Origin of the sequence: Streptomyces sp. NPDC048565, from assembly GCF_040650935.1 — a bacterium.
GTDB lineage: Bacteria > Actinomycetota > Actinomycetes > Streptomycetales > Streptomycetaceae > Streptomyces.
The window spans coordinates 121,309-139,502 of sequence record NZ_JBEZIH010000018.1 but is presented as its reverse complement, the minus strand read 5'-3'; the positions used below and the strand labels follow the sequence as shown (position 1 = coordinate 139,502).

14 protein-coding genes and 1 pseudogene are annotated in these 18,194 nt (G+C 72.9%); 7 read left to right on the top strand and 8 right to left on the bottom strand.

Translation table 11 applies throughout. The annotated features are described in order from the left end of the window. Positions 1–104 precede the first annotated feature (104 nt). Positions 105–1,394 (top strand): molybdopterin-dependent oxidoreductase, encoded by a 1,290-nt coding sequence (locus tag AB0C75_RS22185; RefSeq protein ID WP_362893385.1) that lies wholly within the window; start codon positions 105–107, stop codon positions 1,392–1,394. A 328-nt stretch (positions 1,395–1,722) separates the two neighbouring features. On the opposite strand, the gene AB0C75_RS22180 is transcribed toward AB0C75_RS22185, so the two are convergent. From AB0C75_RS22180 to AB0C75_RS22170, 3 genes are read right to left on the bottom strand one after another with little or no spacing between them, the layout of a single operon-like run. Next, on the bottom strand, positions 1,723–2,508 hold the full coding sequence (locus AB0C75_RS22180; protein WP_362893383.1) for a class I SAM-dependent methyltransferase: 786 nt from the start codon (positions 2,506–2,508) through the stop codon (positions 1,723–1,725). Next, on the bottom strand, positions 2,505–3,152 hold the full coding sequence (locus AB0C75_RS22175; RefSeq protein WP_362893441.1) for a DUF2064 domain-containing protein: 648 nt from the start codon (positions 3,150–3,152) through the stop codon (positions 2,505–2,507). The genes AB0C75_RS22180 and AB0C75_RS22175 overlap by 4 nt, the downstream gene beginning before the upstream one ends. A gap of 8 nt (positions 3,153–3,160) precedes the next feature. After that, positions 3,161–3,895: a glycosyltransferase family 2 protein gene (locus tag AB0C75_RS22170; RefSeq protein ID WP_362893381.1), complete on the bottom strand. Its 735-nt coding sequence runs from the start codon at positions 3,893–3,895 to the stop codon at positions 3,161–3,163. 123 nt (positions 3,896–4,018) lie between these two features. Between AB0C75_RS22170 and AB0C75_RS22165 the strand changes: the two genes are divergently transcribed. Both AB0C75_RS22165 and AB0C75_RS22160 read left to right on the top strand, forming a co-directional pair. Continuing rightward, positions 4,019–4,789, top strand: coding sequence for a response regulator transcription factor (locus AB0C75_RS22165; RefSeq protein WP_362893379.1), 771 nt, complete (start codon positions 4,019–4,021; stop codon positions 4,787–4,789). Between the two features lie 4 nt (positions 4,790–4,793). After that, entirely contained in the window at positions 4,794–5,909 is a 1,116-nt protein-coding gene (locus tag AB0C75_RS22160; protein ID WP_362893378.1) for a HAMP domain-containing sensor histidine kinase, read from the top strand. Here the strand turns inward: AB0C75_RS22160 and AB0C75_RS22155 are convergent. Then, a complete protein-coding gene (locus AB0C75_RS22155; RefSeq protein WP_362893376.1) occupies positions 5,884–6,999 on the bottom strand; it encodes an NAD-dependent epimerase/dehydratase family protein in 1,116 nt (371 codons plus the stop codon). The two genes, AB0C75_RS22160 and AB0C75_RS22155, sit on opposite strands and share 26 nt — an antisense overlap. A gap of 241 nt (positions 7,000–7,240) precedes the next feature. Here AB0C75_RS22155 and dhaK point away from each other — a divergent pair, with 241 nt between their 5' ends. From dhaK to AB0C75_RS22140, 3 genes are read left to right on the top strand one after another with little or no spacing between them, the layout of a single operon-like run. Beyond that, on the top strand, positions 7,241–8,233 hold the full coding sequence (gene dhaK, locus AB0C75_RS22150) for a dihydroxyacetone kinase subunit DhaK (RefSeq protein ID WP_362893374.1): 993 nt from the start codon (positions 7,241–7,243) through the stop codon (positions 8,231–8,233). Positions 8,234–8,281: 48 nt separating this feature from the next. After that, on the top strand, positions 8,282–8,899 hold the full coding sequence (gene dhaL, locus AB0C75_RS22145) for a dihydroxyacetone kinase subunit DhaL (protein ID WP_362893372.1): 618 nt from the start codon (positions 8,282–8,284) through the stop codon (positions 8,897–8,899). Beyond that, positions 8,896–9,306 (top strand): PTS fructose transporter subunit IIA, encoded by a 411-nt coding sequence (locus AB0C75_RS22140; RefSeq protein ID WP_362893370.1) that lies wholly within the window; start codon positions 8,896–8,898, stop codon positions 9,304–9,306. Before dhaL ends, AB0C75_RS22140 begins: the two co-directional genes overlap by 4 nt. 77 nt (positions 9,307–9,383) lie before the next feature. Here AB0C75_RS22140 and AB0C75_RS22135 read toward each other — a convergent pair. Beyond that, a pseudogene (locus AB0C75_RS22135) lies at positions 9,384–10,163 on the bottom strand (glycosyl hydrolase family 5); the annotation flags it as partial. 163 nt (positions 10,164–10,326) lie between these two features. Continuing rightward, the gene (locus AB0C75_RS22130; RefSeq protein ID WP_362893368.1) at positions 10,327–13,818 is read right to left on the bottom strand and encodes a phosphodiester glycosidase family protein; all 3,492 of its coding nucleotides are present in this window, start codon (positions 13,816–13,818) and stop codon (positions 10,327–10,329) included. 214 nt (positions 13,819–14,032) lie between these two features. Between AB0C75_RS22130 and AB0C75_RS22125 the strand changes: the two genes are divergently transcribed. Further along, positions 14,033–14,539: an NUDIX domain-containing protein gene (locus AB0C75_RS22125; protein WP_362893366.1), complete on the top strand. Its 507-nt coding sequence runs from the start codon at positions 14,033–14,035 to the stop codon at positions 14,537–14,539. Here AB0C75_RS22125 and abc-f read toward each other — a convergent pair. Beyond that, positions 14,503–16,197 (bottom strand): ribosomal protection-like ABC-F family protein, encoded by a 1,695-nt coding sequence (gene abc-f, locus AB0C75_RS22120; RefSeq protein ID WP_362893364.1) that lies wholly within the window; start codon positions 16,195–16,197, stop codon positions 14,503–14,505. The two genes, AB0C75_RS22125 and abc-f, sit on opposite strands and share 37 nt — an antisense overlap. Before the next feature lie 323 nt (positions 16,198–16,520). Continuing rightward, positions 16,521–18,098, bottom strand: a complete 1,578-nt coding sequence (locus tag AB0C75_RS22115) for a metallophosphoesterase family protein (RefSeq protein WP_362893363.1) — start codon at positions 18,096–18,098, stop codon at positions 16,521–16,523. Positions 18,099–18,194 lie beyond the last annotated feature (96 nt).

The window sequence follows — 18,194 nt, the reverse complement described above, 5'->3', positions numbered from 1 at the left end:
GTCAGACCTCCGCGCCCGTCACCTGCCGGGGCAGGGGCCGGCGTCAGACTTTCGTCAGGAGTCGTACGCCTCCGGGAGCGGTGTTCCCGGCATAACGTCGGCACATGCGCGACAGACGTCAGGACGCCGGTGCACGCCTCCGCTCCCCGGACCTCCCTCTTCCCACCGAGCCCGCCTTCTGGCGCAGTCCGGTGCGCGGGGTCCGGTTCACGGCCGTTCTGGGTCTGGTGCTCCTCGCCGGTATCACTGTGCTGTTCGTGACCGGTCTGCTGTCGTACGCGGCCTACAACCCGGACCTCGCCGCGGTGAACGACAAGACGCCGGGCAGGGGTTGGCTCGGCTTCTACCTGTTCGACTGGCCCACGGGCCCGCACTGGCTGTACCGGCTGACCCAGGGGATCCATGTCACGCTCGGCATCGTCCTCGTGCCGGTCCTGCTGGCCAAGCTGTGGTCGGTGGTGCCGAAGCTCTTCGCGCTGCCGCCGGCGCGGTCGGCCGGACACGCCCTGGAGCGTCTCTCGCTGCTGCTCCTGGTGGGCGGGGCGCTGTTCGAGTTCGTCACGGGCCTGCTCAACATCCAGTTGGAGTACCTGTTCCCCGGGTCCTTCTACCCGCTGCACTTCTACGGAGCGTGGGTCTTCTTCGCCGCGTTCCTCGCCCACACCTGCCTGAAACTCCCCCGGGCGCTCAGGGTCCTGCGTCGGGGACTCCCCGTGGCGGAGAACGCCCCGGCGGCGGAGCCCGACGAACTGGCCTCGCCGCGCCCCGCCCCACCGACCGTCTCCCGGCGCGGTGCGCTGGCAGTCGTGGGAGCGGGGTCGCTGCTCCTGCTGGTCACCTCCGCCGGCCGGAGCTTCGACGGCGCCCTGCGGCGGACCGCTCTGCTGACTCCGCGCGGCGGCGCCGAACCGGGGCAGGGCGCCAACGGTTTCCAGATCAACAAGACCGCGGCGAAGGTGGGGATTCCCCCGGCCGAGACGGGCGAATCCTGGCAGCTCACCCTGGTCGGACCTGCCGGGGAGGTCCGGCTGTCGCGGGCGGAGCTGCTGGCCATGACGCAGCACAGCGCGGCGCTGCCGATCGCCTGTGTGGAGGGCTGGTCGACGGCCGACCAGTGGTGGCGCGGGGTCCGTCTGCGCGACCTCGCCGCGCTGGCCGGCTTCCCGGACGGGCCACCGGGGGTGCTGGTGGAGTCCCTCCAGCGCAGCGGGCCCTTCCGGTCGGTGGCGCTCAGGGACAACCAGGTGCGCGATCCGCTCTCGCTGCTCGCGCTCGGCGTCAACGGTGAGGCGCTGTCGCCGGATCACGGCTATCCGGCGCGCGTGATCGTGCCGGCCGCTCCCGGAGTGATGAACACCAAATGGGTGAGCCGCCTGACCTTCGGGGAGCTGTGATGAGCGTTCCGCGCCGTCTGCGGGTGTTGCGCCGCTGGTACGGGGAGGGACCGCTGCACCTGCTGCTGATGGTGTCCTCGTTCGCCCTCGCGGGATACGCGGGGGTGCGGCTGCTCGACGGGGACACCCTCATGATCCTCGTGTGGTTCGTGGGCGCCGCACTGGTGCACGACCTGCTGCTGGTGCCGCTGTACTCGGCGGCCGACCGGGCACTGCGGGTCCCCTTCGCGCGGCGGCCCCGGCTGGTGAACCACGTACGCGTGCCGCTGCTCCTGTCCGGGCTCCTCCTGTTGATGTGGTTTCCCCTGATCACACGTCACACGGAGCGCTACGAGCCGGCGAGCGGGCTGTCCCCCGACAGATTCCTGGGGAACTGGCTGCTGATCACGGCCGCGCTGTTCGCGGTGTCGGCGCTCCGGCTCGTCGTACGCACCCTCCTGGAGCGGCGCAGGGCGAGGAACGGGCGGCCGTCGGCCTCCCACTGATCGACGGGCTTCCAGTCCCCCGAGCGCGCGTAGCCGAGCAGGGCGGAGGCGCCGACGCGGGCCCAGGGGAAGTGCGGGGCGGCGCGGGCCTGTTCGCGGCCGTCGTCGAGGCGCACCTGGACCTGCTCGTCCACGTCATGGGGCGCGGCCTCCGTGATGAGGAGTCCTCCCGGTGCCAGCACGGCTGCGACCCGGCGGAGCAGGGCCTCCGGGTCACCACCGATGCCGATGTTGCCGTCGATGAGCAGGGCGGTTCCCCAGCGGCCTTCGCCGGGCAGCGGCTCGAACACGCTGCGACGGAGCGCCGATCCGCCGATCCGCTGGGTGCGTCCGATGGCGGCCTCGCTCACGTCGATGCCCAGGGCCCGGTGTCCGCGCGCGGCCAGTGCGGCGACGAGGCGTCCGGGCCCGCAGCCGATGTCGATGACCGTACCCTCACTGCGGCGCAGCGCCGACAGGTCGGCGGCGTCGGCGTCCGCGCACCAGCGTTCGACGTCGAGGGGCAGCAGCCATCCGTCCTTCCGGCGCAGGAAGAGCGGGCCGCGGCCCTGGTCCAGCGCTCGCGCGTAGGGGTCCGCCGTCGCCCACGGGGCCGTGCCGGGGCCGGCCGGTGGCAGCACCGTACTCATCGGACCCCCGCCCGGCTCAGTCGTGTGAAGGTCCGTGCGAACCGTCCGTGCGGTGCGGCGGCGGCGACGTACGCGGCGTCGCCTGCCGTGTCCACGTCGCGCAGCGGCGGCAGGTCCCGGACGGTGAGGCCGAGGTCCGTCAGACGGGCGCGCTGGAGCCTTCCCGTGCCGGGCAGGGACATCGGGACGCCTCGCACGAGGCGGGGGTCGGGGGCTGCCAGGCCCAGGGCCCAGAAGCCGCCGTCGTCGGCCGGTCCGAACCAGGCGTCGCAGCCGTCCCAGGCGCCCGGGGAGAGTGCGGGAGCCAGCAGGTCCGGGGAGATCTGGGGGGTGTCCATCCCGATGAGGAGAGCCGGCCCCGTACAGCTGCCGAACGCCGCTGCGATCCGTTCGTCGAGGGTGCCCGGGATCTGCGGCAGCACGTCGAAGCCCTGCGGCATCCAGGGGCCCGGGCGCCCTTCGAGCACCAGGACCCGGCGCAGGGCGGGCAGGGTGAGCACGGTCCGCAGGGTGTCCTCGAGCGCGGCCTCGGCGAGCGCCGCCGCCTCGTCGGGGCTGAACGGCGGCGTGAGCCGGGTCTTGACCCGTCCGGGAACCGGCTCCTTGGCGATGACCAGCAGGGTCGTGGATCCGGCGGGTCGCATCGGTGCGCTCATCGGGACACCCCCTGCGTGACGCCCGTCCCGGCCTGCTGCCGCGGCGGCTGCCGCAGCACCGCACGCATGTCCCGCACGGCGTGCCACGTTCCCAGCCAGGTGCCGGTGACCTTGGACTTGCCGGTTCTCGGCAGATACGGCACGTCCGTCTCGGTGACGCGCAGTCCTGCGTCCGACGCGCGCACCACCATCTGCAGCGGGTAGCCGCTGCGACGGTCCGTCAGGCCGAGCGCCAGCAGCGCCTCCCTGCGTACGGCCCGCATCGGCCCCAGGTCGTGCAGCCGGAGGCCGGTACGGCGCCGGAGCATCCCGGACAGGGCGGTGTTGCCCAGCCTGGCGTGCAGGGGCCAGGCGCCGCTGGTGGTGGGACGGCGCCGGCCGAGGAGCAGATCGCTCTCCCCCTCGGCGATCCGCCGGACGAAGCCGGGGAGCAGAGCCGGATCGAGCGAGCCGTCGCAGTCGCAGAAGCAGACGTACTCCGCCTCCGCCGCGAGCAGCCCCGCGTGGCAGGCGGAGCCGAAGCCGCGGCGCGGTTCGTGGACGACGGTGGCGCCGAGCGAGCGGGCGATGTCCGCCGATCCGTCGGTGGAGCCGTTGTCGACGACGACGGCGCGCCATCCTTCGGGGACACGGGCCAGCACCCGGGGCAGGGCCTCGGCCTCGTCGAGACAGGGCAGAACGATGTCGGCGCGGAGGGAGCCGGCGAGATCAGCCGGTGAGGAGTCGGTCACAGCGATCACCCTACGGAGCGAAAACCGGCATTCCGGGCTTCGGGTTCTTACGAAACGTGGACGTCGACCGTGTGGCGGCCGGAGACCGTCCGTCCGGAGGGCCGGTGATGCCACAGTGGCGGCATGCAGAACATCTCCTCCCCTCCGGAACGGCGCGCCGCGTCACCGAACGGACGCGCGGACGGCGCGTCGCACGGACGTGTGCTCGTCGTCGACGACGATCCGACCGTCGCGGAGGTCGCCGGCGGTTACCTGGAACGCGCGGGCTACGACGTCGAACTGGCTGGCGACGGCCCCGTGGCGCTGGAGAGCTTCGCGGCGCTGCGGCCCGATCTGGTGGTGCTCGACCTGATGCTGCCCGGCATGGACGGCTTCGAGGTGTGCCGCAGGATGCGTGCGCGAGGACCCGTCCCCGTCATCATGCTCACCGCGCGAGGGGACGAGGACGACCGGATCCTCGGACTGGAGACCGGCGCGGACGACTACGTGACCAAGCCGTTCAGCCCTCGCGAGCTGGTGCTGCGGGTGGACGCGGTCCTGCGCAGGGACCGGCGCACCGGCCCGGGATCCCCCGCCACGCTCGGCGGGGCGGGGATCAGTCTGGAGCCGCTCGGCCGCCGTGCCAGCCGCGACGGCAGGGACCTCGCTCTCACCCTCCGCGAGTTCGACCTGCTCGCGTTCTTCCTGAGCCACCCGGGACAGGCGTTCACCCGTGAGGAGCTGATGCGGGAGGTCTGGGGGTGGGACTTCGGCGATCTGTCGACGGTGACGGTCCATGTGCGGCGGCTGCGCGGCAAGGTCGAGGCCGACCCCGCCCGCCCCGGTCTGATCCGCACGGTGTGGGGTGTGGGGTACCGCATGGACCTGCCGGGCGACGACACCTCAGGGTGCTGAGCCCATGACCGACATCCTGCTCATCGCGCTCCTCGCCTTTCTCGGCGCCGCGGCGGCCGGACTGCTGGGGGCGCTGGCCCTGCGGCTGCTGCGGCACCGTCCCCTGGTGGTCTCCCTGACCGTCGTGGCCGCGGTCGCGGTGGCGGCGATGCTGGCCGGGACCCTGACCGTGGCCTGGGCGATGTTCCTCTCCCCGCACGATCTGACGGTGGTGACGACCGTCGTCGCCATGGCCGCCGCGGTGTCCCTTGCGACCGCCATGCTGCTGGGACGCTGGGTGGCCGCCAGGAGCCGGGACCTGACGCTGGCGGCCCGTTCCTTCGGCGAAGGGGGCACGTTCGCCGCACCTCAGGGGCAGGCCACCACCGCGGAACTCGCCGCGCTCACCCGTGAGCTGGCGGCCACCAGCGCGAAGCTCGCGGGCTCCCGGGAGCGGGAGCGTGCCCTGGAGAGATCGCGCCGGGAGCTCGTCGCCTGGATCTCGCACGATCTGCGGACCCCGCTGACCGGGCTGCGCGCCATGTCCGAGGCCCTGGAGGACGGCATGGCGGCGGACTCGGGCCGCTATCTGCGGCAGATACGCAGGGAGGTGGAGCGCATGAACGACATGGTCGGTGACCTCTTCGAACTCTCCCGGATCCACGCCGGGTCGCTCACGCTGACGCCCACCCGGGTGTCCGCCCACGACCTGGTCGGCGACGCGCTCGCGGGGGCAGATCCGCTCGCCCGTGAGCACGGGGTCCGCCTCGTCGGCGACCGGGTCGACGCGGTGCCCGTGGAGGTCGACAGCAAGGAGATGGGCCGGGTCATGGGCAACCTCCTGATCAACGCGATCCGGCGCACGCCCGCCGACGGAACGGTCGCGGTGGCAGCTCAGCGCTCACCCGACGGTCTTGTGCTCTCGGTGACCGACGGGTGCGGCGGGATCCCGGAGGAGGATCTCGCACGGGTGTTCGATACGGGCTGGCGGGGCAGCCCGGCCCGTACGCCGCCGGCGGGGGCGGGGCTCGGGCTCGCCATCGTCCGCGGGATCGTCGAGGCGCACTCCGGCCGCACGGACGTACGCAATGTGGCGGGTGGCTGCTGCTTCGAGGTCACCCTTCCCCAGGCGCCGGGCTGAGGCCGGTCGCGCCTGGTTCCACGGCGCCCCGCAGCGGCGCCGTGGCGAACTCCCGCATCCCCGCGGCGAACTCCGTCTCCGGCTTCCAGCCGAGCTCCTCCCGCAGGCGCCGCGAGTCCGCGGTCACATGGCGGACGTCCCCGAGCCGGTACTCACCGGTGACCACGGGTGCCGGACCGCCGTGCGCCGCGGACAGGGCCCGGGCCATCTCGCCGATGGTGTGCGGTGTACCGCTGCCCGTGTTGTAGGCGTCGAAGGTGCCCGGCTCCCGCTCCCCCAGCGCGCCGAGCGCCACCGCGTTGGCCGCCGCCACGTCCCGTACGTGCACGAAGTCCCGCCGCTGGCAGCCGTCCTCGAACACCTGGGGGGCCTCGCCCCTGGCCAGGGCCGAACGGAAGAAGGACGCGACACCGGCGTACGGGGTGTCCCTCGGCATCCCCGGGCCGTACACGTTGTGGTAGCGCAGGGCGAAGGCCCGGCCGCCCGTCGCGCGTGCCCAGGCAGCCGCGAGGTGTTCCTGGGCGAGCTTCGTAGCCGCGTAGACGTTGCGCGGGTCACCGGCCGCCTCCTCGGTGACCAGGCCGGGCACCAGCTCGGCGCCGCAGGCGGGACAGCGCGGCTCGAACCGTCCCGCGTCGAGGTCGGCCACGGCCCGGGGGCCGGGCTTCACACCGCCGTGCCGCGGACAGTCGTAACGCCCCTCGCCGTAGACCACCATGGAGCCGGCGAGCACCAGGTCGCGGACCCCGGCCTCGGCCATCCGGGCGAGGAGGACCGCGGTGCCGAGGTCGTTGCACCCGACGTACTCCGGCGCGTCCGCGAAGTCCTTGCCGAGGCCGACCATCGCCGCCTGGTGGCACACGGCGTCGACCCCGGACAGTGCGCCGGCCACCGCTTCCCCGTCCCGTACGTCCGCGACGACCGTCCGGACGCCCGGCGGCAGCTGACCGGCCGCGGGGGCGGACGCGGCCGGTCCGTGCGCGGAGGGCAGCAGCGCGTCGAGCACCACCGGCTCGTGCCCGCCGGAGACGAGCGTGCGGACGATGTATGACCCGATGAACCCGGCTCCGCCGGTGACCAGTACGCGCATGGCCGCCACGCTAGGCGGCCCCGGGACGGGAGGCGCGGTCCGGCACGCCCACGTCACGGGACCGTAAGACGCCGCGCGGACGGCATCCGACGGCTCGGGGCAGGTCGCTCCGACGCGTCGCTTCCCGATCACCCGGGTGTCTTCGATACTGGGTGGCGTACGCAGCTGCGACCGACAACCGCCATTCACGCCCACGGCCGGCCGGAGATCGGCCCGCCGTGGCTCTGCCCAGGAGGAACCGTTGCGCATGCTCATCAACGTGCCGGAGACCGTCGTCGCGGACGGACTCCGCGGAATGGCCGCCGCCCACCCGGAGCTCGTCGTGGACGCCGAGAACCGTGTCGTCGTCCGGCGTGACGCACCGGTGGCCGGGAAGGTGGGGCTCGTCTCGGGCGGCGGGTCGGGGCACGAGCCGCTGCACGCCGGCTTCGTCGGGCCGGGGATGCTGTCCGCCGCGTGTCCCGGAGAGGTCTTCACCTCGCCGGTGCCCGATCAGATGGTGCGGGCCGCCGCAGCGGTCGACAGCGGTGCGGGCGTGCTGTTCGTCGTGAAGAACTACACGGGGGACGTGCTGAACTTCGACATGGCCGCCGAGCTCGCCGAGGACGAGGGTGTCCAGGTCGCCCGGGTCCTGGTCGACGACGACGTGGCGGTGGCCGACAGCACCTTCACCGCTGGCCGGCGTGGCACCGGGGCGACGCTGTTCGTCGAGAAGCTCGCCGGCGCGCTCGCCGACGAGGGCGCACCGCTGGAGCAGGTGGAGTCCCTGGCCCGGCGGGTGAACGAGTCCTCACGGAGTTTCGGCGTGGCGCTCAGCTCGGTCACCACCCCGGCGAAGGGCACGCCGACGTTCGATCTGCCGCCGGGCGAACTGGAGTTGGGCATCGGCATCCATGGCGAGCCCGGCCGGGAGCGACGCCCGATGATGACGTCGGGAGAGATCGCCGACGTCGCGGTCCACGCGGTGCTGGAGGATCTGCGGCCCAGCGGCCCGGTCCTGGTGCTGGTCAACGGGATGGGCGCGACGCCGCTGCTGGAGCTGTACGGATTCAACGCCGAGGTACAGCGGGTGCTGTCGGAACGCGGGGTGGCGGTCGCTCGTACGCTGGTGGGCAACTATGTGACGTCGCTCGATATGGCGGGCTGCTCGGTGACGCTCTGCCAGGCGGACGAGGAGATGGTGCGGCTCTGGGACGCGCCGGTGCAGACACCCGCGCTGCGCTGGGGCCGGTGAACGGATTCCACCGTAATTTTTCACCGTGTGCGAGGAAAAGGAGACCCTGTGCTCGACACCGATTTCTTCCTTCGCTGGATGGCCGCCACCGCGGCCGCCGTCGACCGTGAGTCGGACCGGCTGACCGAGCTGGACTCCGCGATCGGTGACGCCGATCACGGGAACAACATGCGGCGCGGCTTCGAAGCGGTGAGCGGCGTACTCGACGAGGAGACCCCCGGGACTCCGGGAGCGGTGCTGACGCTGGCCGGCCGGCAGCTGATCTCGACGGTCGGCGGGGCCTCAGGGCCGCTGTACGGGACGCTGCTGCGCCGCACCGGCAAGGCGCTGGGCGACGCGACGGAGGTGACCCCCGGTCAGCTGGCGGAGGCCTTCGGTGCGGGCGTCGCAGCCGTGGCGCAGCTCGGCGGGGCGCAGGCGGGCGACAAGACGATGCTCGACGCGCTGCTTCCGGCCGTCGATGTGCTGGGCTCCTCCTTCGACCAGGCCCGTGACGCGGCGCTGGCCGGCGCCCTGGAGACCGTGCCGCTACAGGCGCGCAAGGGCAGGGCCAGTTATCTGGGTGAGCGAAGCATCGGGCATCAGGACCCCGGGGCCGCGTCGTCGGCGCTGCTGGTCGGGGCGCTCGCGGAGGCCGCGGGACCGAGCGGCGGAGGCAACGCGTGAGCGACGGGAGGCAGGTCGGGATCGTGCTGGTCTCGCACAGCGCACCGCTGGCCGAGGCCGCCGTCGAGCTGGCCGAAGGACTGGCGGCCGGGGGCGCGACGGCACCGATAGCGGCGGCGGGGGGCACATCGGCCGGCGGCCTGGGGACGAGCGCGGAGCTGATCGCCGAGGCCGCGCGGAGCGTCGACCGGGGTGCGGGGGTCGCGCTGCTCGTGGACCTCGGCAGCGCGGTACTCACCGTGAAGGCCATGCTGGCGGAGGGTGACGAACTGCCCGACGGCGCACGGCTGGTGGACGCCCCCTTCGTGGAGGGCGCGGTCGCCGCGCTGGTGACGGCGTCGGCGGGGGGCGACCTGGACACGGTGGAAGCCGCGGCCACGGACGCCTACGGCTACCGGAAGGCATGAGGTACTGCGCCGGCGGCCCCCGTAGGGAGGGGCGGCCGGCGCAGGGTGTCTCGGGGTGTCGCGGGGCGGGCTCAGGCGCCGGTCTCGACGGCCGATGAGAAGGAGCTGACGGCGAGTCCCACTCCGCCCTCCCACGGCTCGAACCCGGCCTGGACGCTGGTGAGGTACCAGGAGTCCTGCGCCAGGTCCCTGGTGACGGTCTCGTCGACGAAGTCCATGACGTCGAAGCTCCAGCTGTCGATCGCGGACGGGGCCACGAACGAGATCACGTCGTTGCCGCCGTTGTTGCCCGTCCACACCTCCCAGTCACGTCCGGCGACCGTGGCGGACCCGGTCCGCGACCCCACCGGCTGGATGGGGCCCACCCGGTTGAACCAGATCATGATCTCGGTGCTGTTCACGCCGTCCGTACGGGGCGTGGGGTCGAGCCAGATGTCGTAGGCGGCGTCGTAGACCGCGTCGTCGACGTACTCGTAGGTGATGCTGGTAGGCGCGCCGCTGATCGAGCCGATCTGTGCCGGGAGCCCGGTGCCGGGAGAGCAGTTCGTGTAGTGGCAGCCGTTGAAGACGGACGGGTACGACTTGGGCGCCCCCGTCGTCGGGACCGAGCCCTCGGCCCGGGTCACCTCGAAGCCGTTCGCCGTCACACCGACGCACTGCTCCTCGGTGATGCCCCAGCGGTTGTTCTGCACCACGTACTGGTCCTGGATGACCGCCGAACCGTATGCCTGGCAGACCTCGGTGTCGGCGTGCGCGGGCGCGGCGGCGGTGGCGAGGGCCGCGCACGAGACCAGGGCCACACCGAGTGCGGCGGCCTTGGTGCGTATGGACCGGAGATAGCGGATGGGGCTCTTCATGGTGTCCCTTCGGTAGAGCCGAGACGCCGGGCAGGGCCCGGCAGGGCCAGAACTGGGAGCGCTCCCACTCCATTCCAGCGTGGAACCTATGGGGTTGGTGCGACAGTGCGCAAGGCCCGGGCCTTCACCGATTTCCCGGGCCTTCACCATGACCGACGGGGCGTCAGGCGGCGGGAGCCACCGCCCCGGCCGCGATCCGGATCCGTGCCTGCCGGGTGACGCCGTTGACGCTCACCGCGAGCGTGATGGTGCCCGGCCTGAGCGCGGTGAGCGTGCCCGTGGCGGGGTCAAATGCCGCGATGTGGCGCCCGCGTGCGCCGTGCGCGTCCCCGATATGGACGTTCGGGGACGCGGTCCAGTCCGCGCTGAGCGGGAAAGCCACCGGGACGGTCAGCGCCCCCTGGGTGACGTGGGCGCTCACCTTCGCACGCTCCCCCGCTCCGAGCGTCGCGGGGGCGTCCAGGGCCAGGGCGTCGACATGGGCGCGGGTCTGCGCGGAGACCCAGTCGGGTCCGCCCTGCCACGGCTTGCGGCGCGCCGCCGCCTGTTCACCGGCGGGGACCCGGTCGGCGCCGATCAGCGACCAGCCGGTGAACCCGCCTTCGTCCACGGGTGCTGCGGGTGCCTTGCCGGAGTTCCCGTTGACCAGGTACGGGACCCCGTCCACGTGCGAGGCGTCGAAGACACCGACGTGACCGCCGATGAAGGCCGCGCCCTTGCCCGTCGTACGACGGAAGTCGGCGAGCCACTGTTCGACGAGAGCCGCCTCCTTGCGGTCGCTCAGCCGGCTCCCCTTCTGCACGGTCGGATCGCGCGGCGGCACGTGCTCGATCAGGATCACGGACCCGACGGACCGGTCATCGGCCGCCGCGTCCAGCTGGGCACGCAGCTGCTCGATCTGGTCGAAGCCGCCGCCGCGCAGACTGAGGCTCGACGTGTCGAGCGTGACGACCCGGGTGCCCTTGTGGTCGAACGTCCGCTGTGCGGGGCCGAACTGCGAGATGAAGTCGTCGATCGTCCCGCCCATCACCTCGTGGTTGCCCGGCACGTAGTACCAGGGCAGCGTGTCCCCCAGTTCCTCGTCCAGGACCTGGCGGGCGAAGGCGAGGTCGGCGGGGGATCCCTCGTCGACGAGGTCACCGTTGACGACGAGGAAGTCGGGCCGCGCCGCCTTGATCTCGCGCAGGGTGCGGCGGGCCTGGCGGACGATGGCGCTGTCCGGTTCGCGTGCGACGAACTGGGCGTCCGACATCACCGCGAACTGCCAGTCCCGGCCCTCGGCCTCGGCGGCGGATGCGATCAACGGGTCGGCGGGCCGCTCCTGTCCGGGCAGCTCCACGGTGGGCGGCACCTGGGCCGTCAGACCGTCGATGACGATCTCGCCGGTGTACTGCTGGGCCGCGGCCGTCTCGGCGAGGTAGAAGCGGGACACCGACAGCGGCATCGCCGCGCCGGGCGGCACGGTGAAGGTGACCTGCCGCCAGCCGGTCCAGGTGATGTACGGCCCCCGCAGCAGCTGGTCGGAGCCGGCCGCGTCCTTGAGGTGCAGGGTCGGCCAGGCGCCGTTGCCGTCACCGTTGATCCAGAGGGTGAACGCCTGCGGCTGGCCCGGCACCTCGACGGGCTCAGGCGGGGCCGCGTAAGCGGCGCGCGTCGCCGTCGACCGGGTGAAGTCGTAGGTGAGGCGCAGCCCGGTGCCGGTGTGCCCGTCCGGCGTCGCGGCGAGCGAGCCGTCCGCGCGGGCCTGGCTGAACGTCCAGGAACCGGCGTCGTCGAAGTCCGACACGGTCTGCTCCGAGAGGCCGACACTCACCGCCAGAGTCGTGACCGCGCCTGCGACGGTCGCCTTGATCTGCCCCGCTCCGGAGCCGGTGAGTGACCTGACGGTGAAGGACCCCTGGCCGTCGTCGTCGACGGCGAACAGCGTGTGGTCGTAATCCAGGGTGACGTCGGCGGGCTCGACGGGAGCACTCGCGCCGTGGGCGTCGAGTCCGACGATGCCGAAGCCGCCGGTGGCCTCCTTGTCCGCCAGGCCGACGCGCACGGTGGTGGGCCGGATCCGGTCCAGCCGGTCGAGGACGGTGAGCGTGGTCGCTCCGTGGGCTGCGGCCCGCTCCGCCCGGACATCGGTCGTGCCGCCGCTGCGGGCGGTGAAGGTTCCCCGCGCGTCGACGCTGCCGACCGTGGCGTCGGCGGCACGCCAGCGCGGGGTGCCCGCGGCGGGGCCGTACGTCTCGTCGTATCCGGCCGCGGTGAGCCGGCGGGTCAGGCCGGGGAAGACCCGCTCGGGGTGGCCGCCGGCGACCGGGTCGTCGCCGGGGGCGGCACCCGCGGGCGTACGGGTCTCGACCCAGAAGCCTTCGAGTCGCCCGCTGCCGTCGGGGGCGGTCAGCGCGAGGCCGTTGGGGACGGTGCGCTCGCTGCCGTCGGAGGGGCTGTTCTCGACCTGGAGCGTGTCGCTGCCCGGCTCGCGGGCGACGAGCGTCGACGAGCCGCCGCCGTCGAGGTTCAGAGCGCTGTAGGAGCCGGCCTTGCGCATCATCTCGCCCAGCTCGGTGAGGGTGACGCCGCCGCTGTCGCTCTGGCGGCCGTCGACGGTGATGACCTGCATGGTCCTGCCGTCCTTGGAGAACCCGACGGCGGTGCGGGGTGCGGCGGTGTCGTTGCCCTCGCCGTCGTGGTCCTGCGCCGTCCCGTCGACGACGAGCAGCTCCCGGCCGCCCACGGCTGTGCGCGGCACGGCTCCACCGTCGGTGCGTGCCCGGTAGGCGACGGCCGCCGGATCACCGGGCCGCAGGGCGGCCAGCGGGGCGGCGCCTGCCTCACGGCCGAGGAGGACCACGGTGTCCTCGGGCACGGGGCCCGATCCGGGGGTGTCCGACACGGAGACCACCTTGCCGTCACGCACGGCGACTTCGGCGACGGGCCGCGCGTCGTCGACGGTCAGCGCGCGGTCGGCGCTGCCCCAGGCGGAGGTGTAGGCGCCGACGCCGTCGGCGGGCACGTTCGCCGCGTTGTACGCGGCGAGCGGGTGCGTGCCCGAGGGGAGGGTCAGTGTGCCGTCGAAGTACAGCTCCAGGACCCGGCCCGCGTTCCGCGGTCCGATGCCCACCGCGTGGTTGGTTCCGGGGGCCGGGGAGTGGACCGGCCGGCCGTCCTGGATCCCGGGGCCCTCGGGTGCTCCGGTCCCGTCGATGTCGAAGAAGTCCGCGTTGATCGCGGCGACGGTACGACGGCCGCGCCCCGGGTCGTGCGCGGCCGCGAGCTCGGAGACCGTGTGCCGGTCCGCGACCTTGCCGGAGGAGAGGTAGTCGGCGCGCACCCCGCTGCCGTCCAGATCGACGGAGAGGGTGTCGACCCGCAGCCACTTGTCGGATTCGAGGCGGTCGTAGGAGCTCAGACGTACGCCGGGGGCGACGGGGCGGGAAGCCCGGGCCGTCTCGATGCCGTCGCCGTCCACGACGGATCTCGCTCCGCCGGGCGGCCCGCTCGCGGCCGGCGGGGCGACGGGTCTGAGGATCTCGGCGGTGGTGTGCGGGCGGGGGTCCGGGGTCGGGTCGGCTGCCGCGGGCGCGACGGCCCCGAGCGCCGTCGCCGCCACCGTCGCCAGCAGCACGAGTGGCCGTAGGGTGCCGCGTGAGATGCCTGGGCCCACAAGTCCTCCTGTTGCGGAGCGGGTTGCTCACCGGAACTGCGCTGTCGGCGGACAGCATGACCGGGCCGGGTGGGAGGCACCAGAGGACAACAGGGACATCAGGAGGAACAACGCGCGGCGAACGGGTGACCCGGGCGGCCCCCGGCCGCCCCGCTCGGTCTGCCGCGCCTCGGTCCGGTGGCCCCGGGCGCGCCAGGACCGCACACTTGACGCCATGTCGGCAGTCAGGCGCAGCGCGGGGCTTCTCCTCTTCCGGACCGTGACCGGTGCGGACGGCCGGCCGGACGCCGAGGTGCTGATCGGCCATATGGGCGGACCGTTCTGGGCCCGCCGCGAGACGGCGGCCTGGTCCGTCCCCAAGGGTGAGTACGAGCCGCCCGAGGAACCTGCCGCCGCCGCGCGCCGGGAGTTCGAGGAGGAGCTCGGGCTGCCCCTCCCGGACGGGGCCTGGGTGCCGCTGGGCGAGACACGTCAGTCCGGCGGCAAGACCGTGACCGTATGGGCGGTGGAAGCGGACCTCGACCCCGGCCCGGCGGTCCCCGGCACGTTCACCATGGAGTGGCCGAGGGGGTCCGGTGTGCTGCGGGAGTTCCCGGAGATGGACCGGTTCGCCTGGTGCACACCGGACGACGCCGTCGAACGGCTCGTCGCCGGCCAGCGGGTCTTCGTCGAGCGGCTGCGCGCCTACGTACGCGAGGGGCGTGCGCCCTCGGAGGCGTAGGCCGTGTCCGTCATCGCGCGGCCTGCCCGCAGTTCGAGGCGTTCGCCGGTGAAGCGTCCCCGGAAGCTGCGGTCGTGCGAGACGACCACGACGGCTCCCGCGTACCGGTCGAGTGCCGCCTCCAGCTCCTCGACCAGGCCGAGCGCGATGTGGTTGGTCGGCTCGTCCAGGATCAGGAGATCCGCCGGGCGGGTCACCAGCCGTGCCAGGGCGAGCCTGCGCTGCTGCCCGATGGACAGGGCCGCCACGGGCACGCTCAGGTCCTCGGGGCGGAACAGCCCGAGGGCCAGCAGTTCGTCCACGTACTCGTCCGGGAATCCCGGCCGGCCCGCGGCGAAGGTGGCGAGCAGGGTGCGGCGGGTGGGCCTGACGGGGAGCTCCTGCGGGAGGTAGCCGATCGCGCCGCGCCGCCGGACCGTGCCGGCGTCCGGCTGGAGGTCTCCGGCCAGGACGCGCAGGAGCGTGGTCTTCCCCGCGCCGTTGGGCCCGGTGACCAGGAGCCGGCAGCCGGGCTCGACGCGCAGCGAGGGCAGGTCAAGACGTTCGCCGACACGGACGGAGTCCAGCTCGGCGAGCGGGGCGGATCGGCTGTACGCGTCCGCCCCGGCGTCGTGCGCGGAGGCGAGGGCCAGGTCGGCGGTGAAGCGCAGCGGCCGTGGGGGCGCGGGGACGGGTGAGCGGCGCAGCGTCTCCAGCCGGGTCCTGGCCGCCCTGACCTGGCCGGACAGCTTGGCCTCGTGCGACCTGCGGTGCTTGCCGAAGCCCTGCCCGGGGTCCTTGCCCGTTCCCGCGAGGCGCCGTCCGGCGGAGCCCACCAGTTCTTCGGTGCGGGCCAGGTCGGCCAGCCACTCCTGGTGCTCCTGGGCCCATCGGCGGCGCCCGGCGGCCCTCGCCGTGCGGTAGCCGTCCCAACCGTCGCTGTACCGGGAGACGCTCCGCACATCACGGTCGACCTCCAGGATCACGGTGGTGATCCGCTCCAGGAACGCCCGGTCGTGGGTGACGGCGACCAGGGTGCCCCGGTGCGCGCGCAGGTGCTCCTCCAGCCAGGTGACCGCGGTGGCGTCGAGATGGTTGGTCGGCTCGTCCAGGAGCAGGAGCTCCGGTGCGGCGGCCAGCACACAGGCCAGGGCCAGCCGGGACTGCTCACCGCCGGACAGCGTCCCGAGCACGCGGTCGCGGGTGAGACGGCCGAGCCCGAGGCCGTGCAGCGCGGCATCGGTCCTGGCGTCCGCCTGGTATCCGCCGCGCTCCTCGTACGCCGTCAGCAGGTCCCCGTACGCGGCGAGCCGCGCGTCGGTGGGGTCCCCTTCCGACAGCTCCCTCTCCGCCGCGCGCATCGCCCGTTCCAGGGTGCGGAGTTCGGCGAGGGCGGCGTCGACGGCGTCCTGGACCGTGCCGCTGAGGTCGAGGGTGAGGGTCTGCGCGAGGTGACCGGTGCCGCCCGGGAAGCTGACGGTGATGTCACCGCTGTCCGGGGTCTCGGCGCCGGCCATCAGCCGGAGCAGGGTGGACTTCCCCGACCCGTTCTCTCCGATGACACCGGCCTTCTCGCCGGGGCGGACGGTGAGGGACACCTGGTCGAGGACGGACCGGTCGCCGTACGCCTTGGAGACGTCGTTCATGGCCAGTTGGGCGCGGGGGTACTGAAGAGACATGGGTGCTTTCCCTGAAGTGACAGGCCCTCGGCGGGGCGCGTCTCGACGTCAGTGACGGAGGAGGCGCACCGCGGGAGCGGGGTGTCGGACAGTGGAGAGGACGGCGGCCCACGGTGTGACCCGGAGGGTCACACGCCGACGCTCAGCGTCGCGTGGCGGCGTCCTTGCCGTGTATCAGAGAAAGAAGTAGTACGAACCCATGGCGCCCAGTGTAACCATGCCCCGGGCGCCCGCACCGGCGATTTACCGGCGGCGGGCCTCCCCGCCCGGTGCGGGCGGCCCTGACGGTGTACGCCCGCCCCCGCACCGGCGCACCGGGGCGCTCAGCCCCGGCTGATCTCGAAGTGGTCGACGCGCTCCCCCGACTCGGCGAGCGCGGTGACCTTCATACGCGCGTTCCGGCCGGTCTCCACCTCCACCGCGAGGAACGAGAAGCCGGTGTAGCGCACCCGGGACCACTCGACGGTCTCGGTCGCCTTTCCGCCACCCTTGACCACGTGGTAGGTCTCCACACTCTCCGTGTCCGAGAGGTGGCCCTCGTAGCTGTCGGGCGCCGGGAAGTCGTACAGTGCCTTGCCCGCGCCGCCGGCCGTGACGTACACGATGCCGTCCCGCGTCGGGTCGGTGCGCTCGCCGATCGGGACCGCGCGGCGCACCGTGTTCTTCAGGATCGCGTCGGTGCGCTCGTAGACGTGGTTGTGGCCGTTGATGACCAGGTCCACCTGGTGCTTCTCGAATAGCGGCACCCAGGCGTCACGCACTCCGCCGTCGGAGGCGTGCGCGTTGGTCGTGGAGAACGCGCAGTGGTGGAAGAACACGACGACGAAGTCGATGTCGTGCCGGGCCCGCAGCTCGCCGAGCCGCCGGTCCAGCCAGCGCGTCTGCTTGCCGCCGCTGATACCGAAGTTGGCCGGGATCTCGTACGAGACGTCGTTGGCGTCGAGTGCGATCACACCCACGTTCCCGTGCGTGAAGGAGTAGGCGCCGGGCTGGTCGACCGGGTCGGGACCGTTGTCCGGCAGGGTCCAGCGGGCGTTCTGGCCGCCGTAGCCGTCCGGTGAGTACCAGGCCTCCATGTCGTGGTTGCCGGTCGTCACCATCCAGGGCACGGTCTTGGCGACGGTCTCCGTCTGCGCGAGGAACTGGTCCCAGGTGCGGGCGTCGTAGGCGTCGTCCTCCTGTCCTGAACCCGACGGGTCGGCGTAGCAGATGTCGCCCGCGTGCAGGTGGAAGGCGGGGTTCTGACCGAGGATCAGCTGGTCGTTGCCGAGCGCGTCGTAGCTGACGCCCTGGTCGCCGAAGGCCGTGAAGGTGAAGGCCTCGGCGCGCGCGGGCGCGGTGGTGAAGGTGCCTAGTGTGCCCAGGTTGCGGGTGTCGGCCGGGTCGAAGCCGTCGTGGCCGACGCCGTAGTAGTAGGTCGTGCCGGGCTTGAGGCGCTCCAGGGCGGCGTGTACGTAGAACTGTTCGGCAGCCGCGATCTTGCCGTCGTTGAGCAGGGGCGTCGTCAGGTTCCGTATCTCCGCGTCGATCTTGCGGCTGAGCGCCCACGGCTTGAGCCCGATCCGGATGTAGGGCCGCTTCACCGCGAAGGGGACCTGCCAGGAGACCGTCATCTGCGTCTTCGCGTCGGCCCCGTACGCCAGGTGCCGGCCGAAGGGGGCGACCAGCGAACCGTCCACCCGCGTCGAGCTCGATGGCGAGGTGACCGCGTCGTGCGTGGCGGCGTACGCCGGCCGGGAGGCGATACCCGAGGCCAGGCCGGTGCCCGCGACGGCCGCCGTCGCCATGCTCGTGCGGAGCACACCGCGCCGGGTGAGCCGGCTGCGCAGGTACTCGTGCTGCTCGGCCATGCTCATGCGGTCGGCGAGCTTCTCGGGGATTCCGAAACGGGGAATGTCCATGGCCGAAAACATCCATGGGATTCCTGACGGCAGCCCATCAGATAGGTGAACGCTACACGTACAGGATCCCATGAGTCCTTATGGTGAACACGGGGC

What these genes read in the sequence shown, in the direction of transcription:
- AB0C75_RS22185 (WP_362893385.1), top strand. Translation starts at nt 105, where the DNA reads ATGCGCGACAGACGTCAGGACGCCGGTGCACGCCTCCGCTCCCCGGAC.
- AB0C75_RS22180 (WP_362893383.1), bottom strand. Translation starts at nt 2,508, where the DNA reads ATGAGTACGGTGCTGCCACCGGCCGGCCCCGGCACGGCCCCGTGGGCG.
- AB0C75_RS22175 (WP_362893441.1), bottom strand. Translation starts at nt 3,152, where the DNA reads ATGCGACCCGCCGGATCCACGACCCTGCTGGTCATCGCCAAGGAGCCG.
- AB0C75_RS22165 (WP_362893379.1), top strand. Translation starts at nt 4,019, where the DNA reads ATGCAGAACATCTCCTCCCCTCCGGAACGGCGCGCCGCGTCACCGAAC.
- AB0C75_RS22160 (WP_362893378.1), top strand. Translation starts at nt 4,794, where the DNA reads ATGACCGACATCCTGCTCATCGCGCTCCTCGCCTTTCTCGGCGCCGCG.
- AB0C75_RS22155 (WP_362893376.1), bottom strand. Translation starts at nt 6,999, where the DNA reads ATGCGCGTACTGGTCACCGGCGGAGCCGGGTTCATCGGGTCATACATC.
- AB0C75_RS22125 (WP_362893366.1), top strand. Translation starts at nt 14,033, where the DNA reads ATGTCGGCAGTCAGGCGCAGCGCGGGGCTTCTCCTCTTCCGGACCGTG.
- abc-f (WP_362893364.1), bottom strand. Translation starts at nt 16,197, where the DNA reads ATGTCTCTTCAGTACCCCCGCGCCCAACTGGCCATGAACGACGTCTCC.
- AB0C75_RS22115 (WP_362893363.1), bottom strand. Translation starts at nt 18,098, where the DNA reads ATGGACATTCCCCGTTTCGGAATCCCCGAGAAGCTCGCCGACCGCATG.